The sequence below is a fragment of the Variovorax sp. 05N34 genome (genome assembly GCF_056397405.1).
In genome coordinates this window covers 788,506-802,270 of sequence record NZ_JBFTNI010000002.1, presented here as the reverse complement: position 1 = coordinate 802,270, position 13,765 = coordinate 788,506, and the positions used below count along the sequence as shown (strand labels likewise).

The window sequence follows — 13,765 nt, the reverse complement described above, 5'->3', positions numbered from 1 at the left end:
GGCTTCATCATACACAGGCAGTGGTCTTTTGGTAAGACCTATAGACATTTGGGCCAATTCGATCGATCATGCGGGACAAGGAGACAATGTCATGTATCGCCGTACCCTCATCGCGGGCGCCCTGCTCGCTGCCCTCGCTGCAAGCGGCCCCACGCTGGCGCAAGATCGCTGGCCGGATCGCCCCATCAAGTTCATCGTGCCCGCCGCGGCGGGCGGCACCAACGACGTGCTCGGCCGCTACGTCCAGGAGCCGCTGCAGAAGATGCTCGGCCAGCCGGTGGTGATGGAATACAAGCCTGGTGCGGGCGGCGCGATCGCCTCGCAGTATGTCGCACAGCAGCCGGCCGACGGCTACACCTTCCTCTTGCATGGCAGCGGCCTGGTGACGGTGCCGCTGGTGCAGCGCAAACCGAGCTACGACGCGGTCAAGGACTTCGTGCCGGTCTCTCTGCTAGGCACTTCGCCGATGGTGCTGATGACGAATCCATCGATGCCGGACACACTCGCGCAATTCGTGCAGCAGGCCCGGGCCAAGCCCGGTTCTCTCGAGTGGGGCGCCTCGGCCTTGGGCGGCGTCGGCCAGCTCGCGATGGAGGCCTTCCACGGGGCGGCCGGCATTCGCAAGATGGTGATGGTGCCTTACCCCGGCGCGGGGCCGGCCGCCCAGGCACTGCTCGCGGGCCAGACCAAGTACATGCTCTCGACGCCGTCGTCGGTCACCGCCGGCTTCGTGAAAGACGCAAAAATGCGCATTCTGGGCGTGTCCACCGCCCAGCGCAGCCCGCTGCTGCCCGACGTGCCGAGCATCTCCGAAGTGGTGCCGGGTTACGACACACAGACCTGGTTCGGCCTGGTGGCGCGCACCGGCACACCGCCGCAGGTGATCGCGAAGATGGCCGACGCGGTCGCCAAGCTGCTCGCGCAAGCGGACATCCAGGAGAAGTTCCGCGCGGTCTACGTGGTCCCGAAGAGCGGCACGAAGGCGCTGGGCGACATCATCGTTTCCGACCACACCTTGTGGGCCAAGGTGGTGAAGGACAACAACATCACGATGGACTGAGCACCGCGGCCTCGCCCGCCAGCCCCTCCAGCCCGAGCTTTCTCGCAGCAACGGCCGCAGCCAGGCCGCCAGCGCCGCTGCCGACCACGATCACATCCACTTCGTCGAGACGCTCGCTCATGACGCGCGGCTCCCGTGTACAAGCAGCGTGACGATGCCGGCCAGCAGCGCACGCCCGTCGTCTCGCAGGGGCAATCGTGCATCGGCAGAGTAGGCCTCCAGCATCGCGGCCTCGTTGGCGAAGCAAAGCTCGGCGATGCCGTCGACGCAGAGACTTTCGTGACTCGCGGCCTCGCCATCGGGGCCGAATCGCCCTGTCACCAGGCTCTGGACATAGCCGTCCACCCGCGGCAGCTTCTTCACGAGGTCGGCATGCCGTCCGAACCAGGCGTCGCGGAACGCATCAGGACTGGCCGCCGCACGGCGCAGCAGCATCCACCGGCGAAAGCCGCCCTCGACCGCGCCGCGCACCGCCGGTATCGGGATGTTCGATAAGGCATCGAAGGCATACAACCGCTCGCTCGTTTCATCGACTGCCGCGGCGAAGGCGCGCCAATCCGCACCGGCCTGGGCACGCGCCTGCGCGGCCGAATCGCGGAAGTTGCATTCGACGATGGTGTGGATACGCTCGGCATCCGGCACGATCGGCCGCCGCGCCCGATCTTCCGTCACCGAATCGGTCGGGATGTAGCGCAGCACGCGGTAGACATGTACCTGCGCATCCGGCAGGAGCGGCAACGCGGCGCGCACGGCGGCGTCACCAGCAAGGCAAAGTATGTGGGTCGACATGAGGGGCGAGTCGATTTGGTTGCGTCATTGTATGGTTCTACCATTTGCATCACAATGCCGATCATGAAAGCCATCGTCTGTCGCAACTTCGGCTCCGTCGACCAGCTCGACTACGCCGAAATCCCCGCCCGCCCGCTGCTGCCGCACGAAGTGCGCGTCCGCGTGCATGCCGCGGGCGTCAATTTCCCCGATTCGCTGAAGGTCGAAGGCTTGCATCAGATCAAACCGCCGCTGCCCTGGATACCGGGCAGCGAAACGGGCGGCGTGGTCGAGGCGGTCGGCGCGGAGGTGCGATCCGTCAGCCCCGGCGACCGGGTGATGGGCGTGTCTGACGCGCGCGGCGGCGGCTTCGCCGAGCAGATCGTGCTGGATGCGGGGCGCGTGTTCGCCCTGCCCCCCGCCATGAGCTTCGAAGAGGCGGCTGCCACGCCGGTGGTCTATGGCACCACGCTTTATGCGCTGAAGCAGCGCGGCCGGCTCACGCCCGGCGAGTGGTTGCTGGTGCTGGGTGCAGCGGGGGGCGTCGGCCTCGCCACCGTGCAGCTCGGCAAAGCCATGGGCGCGCGCGTGATCGCCGCGGCGAGCACGCCCGAGAAGCGCGCCCTGTGCCTCGAGCACGGCGCTGAACACGCCATCGACTACACGCAACCCGGCTGGCGCGAGGAGGTCAAGGCGCTCACCGGCGGACACGGCGTGGACGTGGCCTACGACCCTGTGGGCGGCGATGCTTTCGACGAAGCGGTGCGCTGCATGGCCTTCGACGGCCGCTACCTCGTGATCGGCTTTACCTCCGGCCGCATCCCCGAGATCAAGGTGAACTACCCGCTGGTAAAGGGCTTCGACATCCTGGGCGTGCGCTACGACGTATGGCGCGACGGTAGCTGGCCCGAGGCGCGCGCCAACCTGCAACAGGTGCTGGCCCACTATGAGCAGGGCCGTGTGCGTCCGCTCGTCTCGGACAGCTACCCGCTGCGACGCGCCGTCGAAGCGATGCGCAGCATCACCTCGCGCGGCACCACCGGCAAGGTGGTGCTGGTTACTGGCTGACGGCCATCAGGTGGATCGCTTCGAGAGGCGATTGTGCTTCTTGTCGCGCTCGCTGATCAGGTATTCCGTCACCGTTCGCAGGTGCTCCGCCATGGCGTCCGACGCCGCTTGCGCATTGCGCTTGCGCATCAGGTCGAGCACGCGCTGACGCACCACCATGATGTCCTTGTTGGGCCGCGGGTCCACGCTCGCGAGCATCGCGCGGTACACCTCCGACAGGGCATCCACCATCATCAGCACCAACGGGTTGTGCGTGGCCTGCGCGATGAGCCGGTAGAACTCGATCACCGACTGCGTGTTGCGCGAGGCCCGCCCCAGGCGGAACAGGTCGGCGTGCAGATCGATGTCGCGCTGGATCGCATCGAACTCCTCGTTGGTCGCGCGCGGACAAGCGAGGCGGATCGCGACGCAGATGACCTCGGTGCGCGCCTCCATCACGTTCTCCAGCGAGGCCTGCGCGAGCGACACCATGTCCTGCACCGTCTGCGCGAGCCCGCCGCTGCCGCCGCTCTTGATGAAGAAGCCGCCCTGGATGCCCTTGCGCGCTTCCACGATGCCCGACACCTCCAGGCTGCGCAGCGCATCGCGTGCCGCCGCGCGACCGATGCCGAAGCGCTCGGCCAGTTCGCGTTCGCCTGGCAACTGGTCGCCCGGCTTCAGCTCGCCGCTCATCAACTGTTCGCGAATGCGATCGCACACGGCCTCGAAGCCACGGCGGGTGCGCACGGGTTGAAAGAGCGATTCGTTTGTCATGAAAGATCCTTTTGAGGGTTCTGAAGTATTGCATATTCATTGGTTGAACCATAAGATGATTCGCCATGGACCTGGACCTCACCCCCGAACAGCGTGCCTTCCGCGACGAGGTGCGCACCTTCATTCGCGAAAAACTACCTGCGGAGATCCGTGACCGCCTTCGCGCCGGTCACCCGCCGCGCAAGCAGGACACCGTGATCTGGCAGCGCATCCTCAACGAGCGCGGCTGGGCCGCGCCGCACTGGCCCAAGCGCTACGGCGGCGCCGATCTCGGCTCGATGGAACGCTTGATCCTTCTGGACGAGACCTACCGCGCGCCCGCCCCACTGCCGCAGGTGTTCAACGTCGGCATGCTCGGCCCGGTGCTGATGAAGTTCGGCACGCCTGCGCAGTGCGACCATTTCCTGCCGCGGCTGGCGAACCTCGACCTGTGGTTCTGCCAGGGCTTCTCGGAACCGGGCTCCGGCTCCGATCTCGCGTCGCTGCGCACCGCAGCGCGCCGCGAGGGCGACCACTACTTCGTCAACGGCCAGAAGATCTGGACCACCACGGCGCATCTCGCCGACTGGGTGTTCGCACTGGTGCGCACCGATCCGGAAGCTCGCAAGCAGGAAGGCATCTCCTTCCTGCTGATCGACCTGCGCACGCCCGGCATCACGATCCGGCCGATCCGTTCCATTGACGGCGAGCACCACCTTAACGAGGTCTTTTTCGACGAGGTGCGCGTGCCCGTCGGCAACCTGGTCGGCCAGGAGAACAAGGGCTGGGACTGCGCGAAGTTCCTGTTGTCGAACGAGCGCACCGGCATCGCCAACGTCGGCCTGTGCCGAGAGCGGCTCGACTACGCACGCGAGGTCGCCGGACGTCACACGCAGGCCGGCAGGCCGTTGCTCGACGATCCGAAGCTTCGCGCCGATATCGCCGCGCTGGAAGCCGAGACACGCGCCCTGGAGATCACCAACTGGCGCTTCCTGCTCACGAACAGCGAGCAGCAACGCCTGCCCGCCTTCGCCTCGGTGCTGAAGCTCAAGGGCACCGAGCTGCAGCAGGAGATCAATGCCTTGCTCGCGCGCATCGCCGGCCCGGGCGGACTGGAGCGCCGCTCCGCGGAGGAGGTCGCGCATGGCCCGATCACGCCACGCTATTTCTATTCGCGCGCGGCATCCATCTACGGCGGCACGACCGAAGTACAGAAGGACATCCTGGCCAAAGCCATCGTCGGATAGGACACCCCCATGAATTTCGAACTGAACGAGGAACAGTCGGCCCTCGCGGAAAGCCTTTCCCGCCTGCTGGCCGATCGCTATGACTTCGAGAAGCGCCGCGCGCTCGCGGCCTCGGACGTGGCACATGACGCGAAGGCCTGGGCCGGCCTCGCCGAGCTGGGCCTGACCGCCCTGCCGGTGCCCGAGGCGCACGGCGGTTTCGGCGGCGGCGCGCGCGACCTGCTGCCCGTGATGCAGGCCTTCGGCCGCTCGCTCTCGGTGGAACCTTTCCTGGCCAGCGCCGTGCTCGCAGGCACCGCGTTGCGACTCGGCGCCGACGAGGTGATGCAGGCTCGACTGCTGCCCGGCCTGGCCAGCGGCAAACTCGTGCTGGCGTGGGCGCACGACGAGTCCGGCAGCCGGCATGCGCCGCTGTGGGTGGAGACACGCGCCGAGCGCAGGGACGGCGGCTGGAAGCTCGACGGCATCAAATCGAACGTGCTGACCGCCGGCCTGGCGCGGTACTTCGTCGTGAGCGCGCGCATCGCCGGTGCGCCGGCCGACGCGAACGGCTGTGCGCTGTTCCTGGTGGACGCGAAGGACGCGGGCGTCGCACTGCGCGAGTTCCGCCTGGTCGACGACACCATGGCGGGCGAGCTGGTGCTGAAGCAGGCCGCAGCCCAACCATTGGCCGATCCCGACGACACGACACGCGCCCGGCGTGCAATCGAGGGCGCGGTGGCAGCCGGCATCGCTGCCGTCTGCGCGGACATGAGCGGGGCCGCGCAGGCGGCCTTCGACCTGGCGATGGACTACCTGCGCACGCGCAAGCAGTTCGGCCGCCTGATCGGCGAGAACCAGGCGCTGCGCCACCGCGCGGCCGAGATGCTCGTCAGCCTCGAGATGGCGCGCAGCATGGCCATGGCTGCCGCTGTCGCGGCCGACGATGCGGGCGCGGAGGGCAGCGCCCTCGACCTGCACCGCGCGAAGCTCTCCGTCGGCCGCAACGCGCGCCACGTGGCGCACGGTGCGATCCAGCTCCACGGCGGGATCGGCATGACCGAGGAATATGCGGTCGGCCACTACCTGCGTCGCATCCATGTGCTCGACCAATTGTTCGGCGACGCCGACGCCCATGCCGCCCGCCTCGCGGCAGCCCTCCATTGAGACCATATCCATGAGCATCACACCCATGATCTACCTCGACGGCCGCGGCGTGACGCGCGACGAGGTGCTGCGCGTAGCGCAGCAGGCAGCCACCGGCTTCGAGCAACTCGGCGTGCGCGAAGGCGACACCGTCGCCCTGCTGCTGCGCAACGACTTCGCCTTCTTCGAAGTGCAGCAGGCCGCCGCCGCGGTCGGAGCCTATGGCGTGCCTCTCAACTGGCATGGCCGCACGGAAGAAGTGATCTATGTGCTGGAAGACGCGAAGCCCAAGGTGCTGGTCGCGCATGCCGACCTGCTCGCGCCAATCCGCGCGCTCGTGCCGGCGGACATCCGCGTCTTCGTGGTGCCGACGCCGCCGGAGATCCAGCAGCGCTACGGCGTCTCGGCCGAACTCGCTCGGCCCGCGCCCGGCGACATGGTGTGGCGCGAATGGGCCGAGCGTTTCGAGCCGCTGCAGGCACCGCCCCGCCGCGCGCGCGCGACGATGATCTACACGTCAGGCACGACCGGCCATCCCAAGGGCGTGAAGCGCCAGCCCGCCACGCCCGAGGAGAGCAAGGCCTATGTCGAGCTGTTCGCCAGCGTCTACGGGCTCAAGCCCGGGGTGCGTGCGCTGGTGAGCGGCCCGCTCTACCACGCCTCCCCCAACGCCTATGGCCRCCAGGCGCTGATGACGGCCGACGTGCTGGTGTTGCAGTCCAAGTTCGATCCGGAAGAGACGCTGGCCCTGATCGAGAAGCACCGCATCGACAACGCGGTGATGGTGCCCACGATGTTCGTGCGCATGCTCAAGCTGCCGCCCGAGGTGCGCGGCCGCCACGACGTCCGTTCGTTGCGCTGGGTCACGCACACCGGCGCGCCCTGCCCGCGCGAAGTGAAGAAGGAGCTGATGGACTGGTGGGGCCCGGTGGTCTACGAGACCTACGGCGGCACCGAGGTCGGCACCGCCACCCTCGCCACGCCGCAGGACTGGCTGGAGCATCCCGGTTGCGTGGGCGTGCCAACGCCCGGCACGCGCATGGCCTTCTACGACGAGGCCGGGCGCCGCTTGCCCGAGGGCGAAACCGGCGAGATCTTTGCACGTGTGCCCGCCTATGCCGATTTCACCTACCTCAACCACGAGGAGAAGCGCAAGAGCGTGGAGCGCGACGGCCTCATCAGCCTGGGCGACGTGGGCTACATGAAGGCGGGGCGCCTGTACCTGTGCGACCGACGCTCGGACATGGTGATCTTCGGCGGCACCAACATCTACCCGGCCGAGATCGAGATGGCGCTGACTCAGTGCCCCGGCGTGAAGGACTGCGCCGTGTTCGGCATCCCCGACGAAGACTTCGGCGAATCGCTCGCCGCCGCGGTCGAGCGGATGCCCGATGCGCAGGTCACGGCGGAAGACATCCGGGCCTACCTGCTCGAGCGTCTCGCCAAGTTCAAGGTGCCCAAGCGGATCGACTTCCACGATTCGCTGCCACGCGAGGACAGCGGCAAGATCTTCAAGCGCCGTCTGCGCGATCCGTTCTGGCAGAACGCCGGGCGCAGGATCTGAGGGCGGGGCGATGGGCAAGTGGCTGCAATCGAGCGAGCACCTTGTGTTCGACGTGCGCGAGCGCGTCGCACGCATCACCCTCAACCGGCCAGACCGGCGCAATGCGCTCTCGTGGGAACTGCTTTCCGAGCTGCGCGCCGCGCTGCTCGAAGCGGACGACCTGCGCGCCGTGAGCGTGATCGTGCTCGAAGGCGCGGGACCCGACTTCTGCGCAGGCTACGACATGAAGTCGGCCTATGCCCGCTACGCCGCCGAAGGCGAGGCCGCACTCGACTATCGCAGCGGCAGCGGTTCCTTCGACGACGATGCGTGGAAGCTGGAGCGATTCCAGGAGCTGCTGCGCACCGCCTTCGTGGTGCACAAGCCGGTGATCGCCAAGGTGCACGGCCATTGCGTAGCCGGCGGCACCGACCTGGCGCTCTACTGCGACATGGTGATCGCGGCCGACGAGGCACGCATCGGCTTCCCCGCCACTCGCGCCATGGGCTCGCCGCCCAACCACATGTGGTTCTACAACGTCGGCCCGCAGTGGGCCAAACGACTGCTGCTGAGCGGCGACGTGGTGAGCGGCGCCGACGCGGCACGCATCGGCCTGGTGGTAGCGAGTGTTCCCGCCGCGCGGCTGGAGGAAGAAGTGTCGACCCTGGCGCACCGCCTCGCGAGCGTCGACCCTGATTTGCTGGCGACCAACAAGCGCATCGTCAACCTCGCGCTGGAACTGGCGGGCGCCGGCACCTTGCCACGTCTGGCTGCCGAGATGGATGCGCGTGCCCACCTCTCGCGCGCGAAAAAGGAGTTCGATGCCGACGTCGCCGCGCTCGGCTTCAAGGCCGCGGTGCACAAGCGCGACGAGCCTTTCGGCGACGGTATCGCCCGGCCGAGCTGGTGAAATTTTTTGGACCCACAAGGAGACAAGCATGCCTAAGCATTTCACGCGCGCGCGTCGCGCGATCCTTGCCGCCGCCCTGGCGCTTGGCGCGGTCATTCCCGCAGCGGCGCAGAACGTGCCCTTCCCGACCAAGCCGATTCGCATCGTGATTCCCACGGCGCCCGGCGGCAACATGGATGCGCTGGCGCGCTTGTATGCGGCCAAGCTCACCGAGGCCTGGGGCCAGCAGGTCATTGTCGAACCCAGGCCTGGGGCCAACACCATCCTCGCGACCTCGTACGTCGCCAAGTCGCCGGCTGACGGCTATACCGCGCTCTTCACCATCAGTGGCTTCATCCAGAACCTGGTGCTGCAGTCCAACCCGCAGTACAAGATGAGCGACCTGGCGCCCGTGTCGCTGGTGGCGAGCTTCCCCATCGCGCTCGCGGCCAATGCGGCGCTGCCGGCCAACGACCTTCCGAGCGTCGTCCGGCTCGCGAAGCAGGATCCGGAGAAGTACACCTTCGGCAGCTACGGCGTGGGCTCCGGCGCGCACCTGATCGGCGAGGGCCTCAACAAGGCGGCGGGCATCCGCATCAAGCATGCCGCGTACAAGGGCGAGGCCGCCTCCTTCGTCGACGTGGCCAGCGGAGAGATCGCGCTGGCCTATGGTTCGGTCGGGTTCTACGCCAACCAGATCGCCTCCGGCAAGGTCAAGCTGATCGCGGTGGCCTCGCCGAATCGCTTGAAGACCTTTCCGGACCTCCCCACCTTCGCCGAACTCGGCTATCCGGACATCAACCTGCCCGGCTGGGGCGCCATGTTCCTGCCCGCCGGCACGCCGGCGCCGATCGTGGAGAAGTACGTGCAGGAGATCCGCCGAATCACGGCAATGCCCGATGTGCAGGCAAAGATCTATCAGCTCGGCTACGAGCCCGTGGCGAACACCAACACGGAGTTCGCGCAGTTTCTGCAGGAAGACCTGAAGCGCTGGACCAAGATCGCGCGCGAAAACGACATCCGGCTGGACTGAAGCGACCATGAAGAACCGCATCACTGAACTGCTGGGCATCCGCTACCCGATCATCCAGGGCGGCATGCAGTGGGTCGGCCGCGCCGAGCTGGCCGCGGCCGTCTCCAACGCGGGCGGACTTGGCACGCTGGGCGCGCTCACCCAGTCCACGCCCGAGGATCTGGGCCGCGAGATCGAGCGTTGCCGCGCGATGACTGACAAGCCTTTCGGCGTGAACGTCACCATGCTGCCGACAGTGAACCCGCCGCCCTACGAGCAAATCTTCGACGTCATCGTGACGCACGGCATTCGCATCGTGGAGACGGCCGGCAATGTGCCGGCGGCCGTGTTCGAGCGGCTGAGGGATGCAGGCATCGTGATCGTGCACAAGTGCACTTCCGTGCGCCATGCGCTGGCCGCGGAGAAGCGCGGGGTGCACATCGTGAGCATCGATGGCTTCGAATGCGCGGGCCATCCGGGCGAGGAGGACGTACCCGGCCTCGTGCTGATTCCGGCCGCGGTATCGGCGCTCAGCGTTCCGGTGATCGCCTCCGGCGGCATCGCGGACGGGCGCGGCATGGCGGCGGCCCTGTCGCTCGGCGCCGAAGGCGTGAACATGGGCACGCGCTTCGTCGCCACACACGAAGCGCCGGTGCACGACAACGTGAAACAGGCCCTGATCGATGCGCGCGAGAACCAGACGCGACTGATCATGCGCACCCTGCGCAACAGCTCGCGCGTGCTGCTCAATCCGGTGTCCGAGGAAGTGCTCGAGCTCGAGCATCGGCCCGGTGGCGCAGCCTTCGATGTAATTCGACCGCTGGTCAACGGGCAGCGCGGGCGGGCAGCGCTGGAGAGCGGCGACATCACGAACGGCGTGATCTGGGCGGGCATGGTGGCCGGGTTGATCGACGACATTCCCTCCTGCGGCGAGCTGATCGAACGCATGGTCGCGCAGTGCCGCGCGCGGCTCTCGGCCGCAGCGGCGCTGGCGGGCGCATGAATGCCGAGCAGACGCGCGACGCGTTGGCGGCACTGCTCGCGCGCAACGGCCGCCATGGCGAGGTGCAGGCACTGGCTCGGCTCACCGGCGGCGCGACCAAGACGACCTGGTCCTTCGACTGGGTCGATGACGAGGGCCGCCATCCGCTGATCCTGCAGCAGACCCCGCCGCGCGCGCCCGATGCGGAAGCCTCCGCGCGCCGACCGCCGAAGCTCACGGGCGAAGAAGACGCTGCGTTGATGATCGTCGCGCGCGAAACGGACGTCGCGGCACCACGCGTGGTGCATGTGCTCGCACCCGCGGATGGACTGGGCGGCGGCTACATCACCGAGCGCATCGACGGCGAAGCGCTCGGCAAGCGCGTCGTAGCCGATGCCGCTTTCGATGCGGTGCGCCCGCGCCTCGCGGTACAGTGCGGCGAGATCCTCGCGGGCATCCACCGCATGCCCACGGGCAGACTCCCCTTCCTCTCGCGACTCAGCCCCGCCGACGAGCTCGCGATCTACGGAGGTCTGCTCAAGGAGCATGCCTTCGCGCATCCCGCGCTTTCGTATGCGCTGCGCTGGGTCGGCGAACGTCTCCCGCCGGACGACATGGCCTGCGTGGTGCACGCCGACTTCCGCACCGGCAACCTGATCGTCGACCCGGGCGAAGGCGTGCGCTGCGTGCTGGACTGGGAGATCGCGCGGATCGGTGATCCGATGCACGACCTGGGCGTGCTCTGCATGCGCAGTTGGCGCTTCGGCGGAAAGGGCGAGGTGGGCGGCTTCGGGTCGCGCGAGGACCTGTACACGGCCTACGAGCGCGCTTCGGGCAGGTCGGTCGATCCGCAGCGCGTGCGGTTCTGGGAAGCGATGTCCAACCTCAAGTGGGCCATCTCGTGCGTGCGGCGCGGCCTCGCGCGCGGCATGGATGGAGGCCCGGCGAGCAGCGAGCTCGCCGCCATCGGACGCCGGCTGGAAGAGCCGCTGTGGGACTTCATGACGCTCGCCACTGCCAAGGATTGAGGAGAACGACCCATGCCCGCCTTCGTTCCACCCGCCGCGACACTGCTGCAGGCCGCCGCCGACGATCTGGAGCGCGACGTGCTGCCGGCACTGGCCGGCTTCCCGCGCTTTCGCACACGCGTCATCGTCAACGTGCTGCGCCTCTTGACGCGCGAACTCGCGCTGGGCGATGCGGCCGACGCTGCCGAGCACGCGCGACTGCAGGCGCTGCTCGACACGGGATCGGAGGACCTGGCGGCGCTGCGCATGGAGTTGGCGCGGCGTATCGAAGCCGCCTCCGTAGATCTCGACGATGAGGCACTGGTACGGCACCTCCGCGAAAGCCTGCGCGAGGCGCTGGCCATCGACAACCCCGCCTGGACCGGCGAGCGCGCCTGAAGAACCCACGGAGACACAGCATGCAACACGGCACCCGACGTCAGGCCCTTTGCGCCCTTGCCGCCGCCTCGCTCGCATTCACCGGCACCGCCGCCGCGCAGGACGCGGCCCGCTGGCCCGACAGGCCGCTGCGCATCGTCATCCCCACGCCGCCGGGTGGCGCGCTGGACGGCACCGCGCGCCTGATCGCAGAGCGCCTCGCGGCTTCCCTCGGGCAGCCGGTGGTGGTGGACAACCGTGCCGGCGCCAACGGGGCCATTGCCTATGGCGTGGTCGCGAAGGCGCCGGCGGACGGCTACACGATGGTGCTGTCGCTCAGCAGCCTGGTGCTCACCAGCCTGATGGTGAAGTTACCGGGCTACACGCTTCAGGAACTGACGCCGGTGTCGCTGGTGGCGATGCTGCCCAACAGCTTCGCCGTGGCCAAGCATGTGCCCGCCAGCAACCTGCGCGAGTTCATCGCGTGGGCGCGCAACCGCAAGGAAGGCGTGGACTACGGCACCAGCGGCCCGGGCAGTTCGGCCAACATCCTCGGCAGCATGTTCGCGCAGCAAGCCGGCATCAGCATGGTCCATGTCCCCTTCAAGGGCGAGGCGCCCGCGGTGCAGGCTGCGCTGGGCGGCCAGATCGCCGTCGTGATCGGCGCGGCCGGCACCCTGGCCGCTCAGGCCCAGGCGGGACGCATGAAGCTGCTGGCCGTCGCGCTGCCCAACCGGCTGAAGGACTTTCCGGACGTGCCTACCTTCAGCGAGCTGGGCTATCCCGCGGTGAGCCTGTCGGGCTGGTCGGTGATAGCCATGCCTTCGGGCACGCCCAAACCCATCGTCGAGCGCCTGTCGTCCGAGATCACGCGGATCGTGCAGACGCCCGACGTATCGGCGCGCATCTTCGCCTACGGCTTCCAGCCTGAGGGCGGCAACCCGGACGCGGCCCGGCGCTTCGTGCAGGAAGAGACCACGCGCTGGACCGACGCCATCAAGGCCACCGGCATCACGATGGAGTGAGAAGACCCTCGCGAGGCCAACGCGTGGCAGCGAGCCGCCCCGAGCGCGACAGCGTGATGTACGCGTCGCGCCCGTCGTTGCCGCCGAAGCAGATGTTGGTCGTCGAGCGGTCGGGCATCGGCACCCGCTCGACCAGCGCGCCCGTCGGGTCGATCACCGTGATGCCCGCGATACCCGGCGCGCCGATGGTCGCGACGCAGACGTTGCCGCCCGCCTCCACCGCGAGCGAATCGAACATGCAGTAGACGGGCGAGGCGAACAGCATGTCCCCCGGCGTCAGCGCCGGCCAGCCATGCAGCGCCAGTTCGCCCGGCCCGCTGATCGCGAAGCGCCACACACGCGCGGTGACGGTCTCGGCCACGTACAGCCACCGGCCGTCCGGTGACAGGCCGATGCCGTTGGGCGTGAGCATGGGGAACACCACCTCGCGGATCGATGAGCCATCGGCCCGGGCATAGCAGATGCGGCCGCGATGGAGCGCTTCGTGGCCCATGGACCCGAGATCGGTAAACCAGAAACCGCCGTGCGCGTCGAACACGATGTCGTTGGGGCTTTGCAGCGGTCCGCTACCTGTGCGTTCGTACAGGCGCTCGACCCGGCCGCTCGCGAGGTCGATGCGCTCGATGCGCCCGCCGTCGTAGTCGACGGCACGGCCGTGCGGATAGCGACCACCGCTCGGATCGGTGTGCCACTGCATGCCGCCGTTGTTGCAGACATAGCAGGCGCAGTCCGGCCCGATCGCCGCGCCATTGGGGCCGCCGCCGGGCGTGGCCACGGTCTCCACTCGGCCGTCGGGTCGAAGGCGGCTCAGGCGCCCGGCCTCGATTTCCACGAACAGGACAGAGCCATCCTCGAGTGCCACCGGCCCCTCGGGAAATTGCAGGCCGCTGGCCAGGATCTTCAGGTCTTCATCCATCCTCTTTGCTCCT

Annotated in this window: 15 protein-coding genes; 11 read left to right on the top strand and 4 right to left on the bottom strand. The window is 68.1% G+C overall.

The window, feature by feature from the left end; translation table 11 throughout:
• The first annotated feature begins 91 nt into the window (after window positions 1-91).
• Window positions 92-1,060 carry a Bug family tripartite tricarboxylate transporter substrate binding protein gene (locus AC1DMA_RS08150; protein WP_478143862.1) on the top strand — a complete coding sequence of 323 codons (969 nt, stop codon included), beginning with the start codon at window positions 92-94 and terminating at the stop codon, window positions 1,058-1,060.
• Here the strand turns inward: AC1DMA_RS08150 and AC1DMA_RS08145 are convergent.
• The gene (locus AC1DMA_RS08145; protein WP_478124617.1) at window positions 1,047-1,181 is read right to left on the bottom strand and encodes a hypothetical protein; all 135 of its coding nucleotides are present in this window, start codon (window positions 1,179-1,181) and stop codon (window positions 1,047-1,049) included. The two genes, AC1DMA_RS08150 and AC1DMA_RS08145, sit on opposite strands and share 14 nt — an antisense overlap.
• Window positions 1,178-1,810: an EthD domain-containing protein gene (locus AC1DMA_RS08140; RefSeq protein ID WP_478143861.1), complete on the bottom strand. Its 633-nt coding sequence runs from the start codon at window positions 1,808-1,810 to the stop codon at window positions 1,178-1,180. Before AC1DMA_RS08140 ends, AC1DMA_RS08145 begins: the two co-directional genes overlap by 4 nt.
• A 102-nt stretch (window positions 1,811-1,912) precedes the next feature.
• On the opposite strand from AC1DMA_RS08140, the gene AC1DMA_RS08135 reads away from it, so the two are divergent.
• The gene (locus AC1DMA_RS08135) at window positions 1,913-2,896 is read left to right on the top strand and encodes an NADPH:quinone oxidoreductase family protein (RefSeq protein WP_478124615.1); all 984 of its coding nucleotides are present in this window, start codon (window positions 1,913-1,915) and stop codon (window positions 2,894-2,896) included.
• 6 nt (window positions 2,897-2,902) lie between these two features.
• Here the strand turns inward: AC1DMA_RS08135 and AC1DMA_RS08130 are convergent, their stop codons facing one another.
• Window positions 2,903-3,649: a FadR/GntR family transcriptional regulator gene (locus tag AC1DMA_RS08130; RefSeq protein ID WP_478124614.1), complete on the bottom strand. Its 747-nt coding sequence runs from the start codon at window positions 3,647-3,649 to the stop codon at window positions 2,903-2,905.
• Window positions 3,650-3,714: 65 nt separating this feature from the next.
• Here AC1DMA_RS08130 and AC1DMA_RS08125 point away from each other — a divergent pair, with 65 nt between their 5' ends.
• From AC1DMA_RS08125 to AC1DMA_RS08085, 9 genes are read left to right on the top strand one after another with little or no spacing between them, the layout of a single operon-like run.
• Window positions 3,715-4,875: an acyl-CoA dehydrogenase family protein gene (locus tag AC1DMA_RS08125; RefSeq protein ID WP_478143860.1), complete on the top strand. Its 1,161-nt coding sequence runs from the start codon at window positions 3,715-3,717 to the stop codon at window positions 4,873-4,875.
• A gap of 9 nt (window positions 4,876-4,884) precedes the next feature.
• Window positions 4,885-6,021: an acyl-CoA dehydrogenase family protein gene (locus AC1DMA_RS08120; RefSeq protein ID WP_478143859.1), complete on the top strand. Its 1,137-nt coding sequence runs from the start codon at window positions 4,885-4,887 to the stop codon at window positions 6,019-6,021.
• A 10-nt stretch (window positions 6,022-6,031) separates the two neighbouring features.
• On the top strand, window positions 6,032-7,564 hold the full coding sequence (locus AC1DMA_RS08115) for an acyl-CoA synthetase (protein ID WP_478143858.1): 1,533 nt from the start codon (window positions 6,032-6,034) through the stop codon (window positions 7,562-7,564).
• Between the two features lie 10 nt (window positions 7,565-7,574).
• Entirely contained in the window at window positions 7,575-8,453 is an 879-nt protein-coding gene (locus AC1DMA_RS08110) for a crotonase/enoyl-CoA hydratase family protein (protein ID WP_478124610.1), read from the top strand.
• Window positions 8,454-8,481: 28 nt separating this feature from the next.
• A complete protein-coding gene (locus tag AC1DMA_RS08105) occupies window positions 8,482-9,465 on the top strand; it encodes a tripartite tricarboxylate transporter substrate binding protein (protein ID WP_478124609.1) in 984 nt (327 codons plus the stop codon).
• A gap of 7 nt (window positions 9,466-9,472) precedes the next feature.
• Window positions 9,473-10,447, top strand: coding sequence for an NAD(P)H-dependent flavin oxidoreductase (locus AC1DMA_RS08100; RefSeq protein WP_478124608.1), 975 nt, complete (start codon window positions 9,473-9,475; stop codon window positions 10,445-10,447).
• Window positions 10,444-11,454 carry a phosphotransferase family protein gene (locus AC1DMA_RS08095; RefSeq protein WP_478124607.1) on the top strand — a complete coding sequence of 337 codons (1,011 nt, stop codon included), beginning with the start codon at window positions 10,444-10,446 and terminating at the stop codon, window positions 11,452-11,454. Before AC1DMA_RS08100 ends, AC1DMA_RS08095 begins: the two co-directional genes overlap by 4 nt.
• Window positions 11,455-11,466: 12 nt before the next feature.
• On the top strand, window positions 11,467-11,832 hold the full coding sequence (locus tag AC1DMA_RS08090; RefSeq protein ID WP_478124606.1) for a DUF6285 domain-containing protein: 366 nt from the start codon (window positions 11,467-11,469) through the stop codon (window positions 11,830-11,832).
• A 20-nt stretch (window positions 11,833-11,852) separates the two neighbouring features.
• Window positions 11,853-12,836 carry a Bug family tripartite tricarboxylate transporter substrate binding protein gene (locus AC1DMA_RS08085; RefSeq protein WP_478143857.1) on the top strand — a complete coding sequence of 328 codons (984 nt, stop codon included), beginning with the start codon at window positions 11,853-11,855 and terminating at the stop codon, window positions 12,834-12,836.
• On the opposite strand, the gene AC1DMA_RS08080 is transcribed toward AC1DMA_RS08085, so the two are convergent.
• The gene (locus AC1DMA_RS08080; RefSeq protein ID WP_478143856.1) at window positions 12,823-13,752 is read right to left on the bottom strand and encodes an SMP-30/gluconolactonase/LRE family protein; all 930 of its coding nucleotides are present in this window, start codon (window positions 13,750-13,752) and stop codon (window positions 12,823-12,825) included. The two genes, AC1DMA_RS08085 and AC1DMA_RS08080, sit on opposite strands and share 14 nt — an antisense overlap.
• Between the last annotated feature and the right edge of the window lie 13 nt (window positions 13,753-13,765).

What these genes read in the sequence shown, in the direction of transcription:
- AC1DMA_RS08130 (WP_478124614.1), bottom strand. Translation starts at nt 3,649, where the DNA reads ATGACAAACGAATCGCTCTTTCAACCCGTGCGCACCCGCCGTGGCTTC.
- AC1DMA_RS08085 (WP_478143857.1), top strand. Translation starts at nt 11,853, where the DNA reads ATGCAACACGGCACCCGACGTCAGGCCCTTTGCGCCCTTGCCGCCGCC.
- AC1DMA_RS08080 (WP_478143856.1), bottom strand. Translation starts at nt 13,752, where the DNA reads ATGGATGAAGACCTGAAGATCCTGGCCAGCGGCCTGCAATTTCCCGAG.
- AC1DMA_RS08125 (WP_478143860.1), top strand. Translation starts at nt 3,715, where the DNA reads ATGGACCTGGACCTCACCCCCGAACAGCGTGCCTTCCGCGACGAGGTG.
- AC1DMA_RS08095 (WP_478124607.1), top strand. Translation starts at nt 10,444, where the DNA reads ATGAATGCCGAGCAGACGCGCGACGCGTTGGCGGCACTGCTCGCGCGC.
- AC1DMA_RS08145 (WP_478124617.1), bottom strand. Translation starts at nt 1,181, where the DNA reads ATGAGCGAGCGTCTCGACGAAGTGGATGTGATCGTGGTCGGCAGCGGC.
- AC1DMA_RS08110 (WP_478124610.1), top strand. Translation starts at nt 7,575, where the DNA reads ATGGGCAAGTGGCTGCAATCGAGCGAGCACCTTGTGTTCGACGTGCGC.
- AC1DMA_RS08150 (WP_478143862.1), top strand. Translation starts at nt 92, where the DNA reads ATGTATCGCCGTACCCTCATCGCGGGCGCCCTGCTCGCTGCCCTCGCT.
- AC1DMA_RS08135 (WP_478124615.1), top strand. Translation starts at nt 1,913, where the DNA reads ATGAAAGCCATCGTCTGTCGCAACTTCGGCTCCGTCGACCAGCTCGAC.
- AC1DMA_RS08105 (WP_478124609.1), top strand. Translation starts at nt 8,482, where the DNA reads ATGCCTAAGCATTTCACGCGCGCGCGTCGCGCGATCCTTGCCGCCGCC.
- AC1DMA_RS08120 (WP_478143859.1), top strand. Translation starts at nt 4,885, where the DNA reads ATGAATTTCGAACTGAACGAGGAACAGTCGGCCCTCGCGGAAAGCCTT.
- AC1DMA_RS08090 (WP_478124606.1), top strand. Translation starts at nt 11,467, where the DNA reads ATGCCCGCCTTCGTTCCACCCGCCGCGACACTGCTGCAGGCCGCCGCC.
- AC1DMA_RS08100 (WP_478124608.1), top strand. Translation starts at nt 9,473, where the DNA reads ATGAAGAACCGCATCACTGAACTGCTGGGCATCCGCTACCCGATCATC.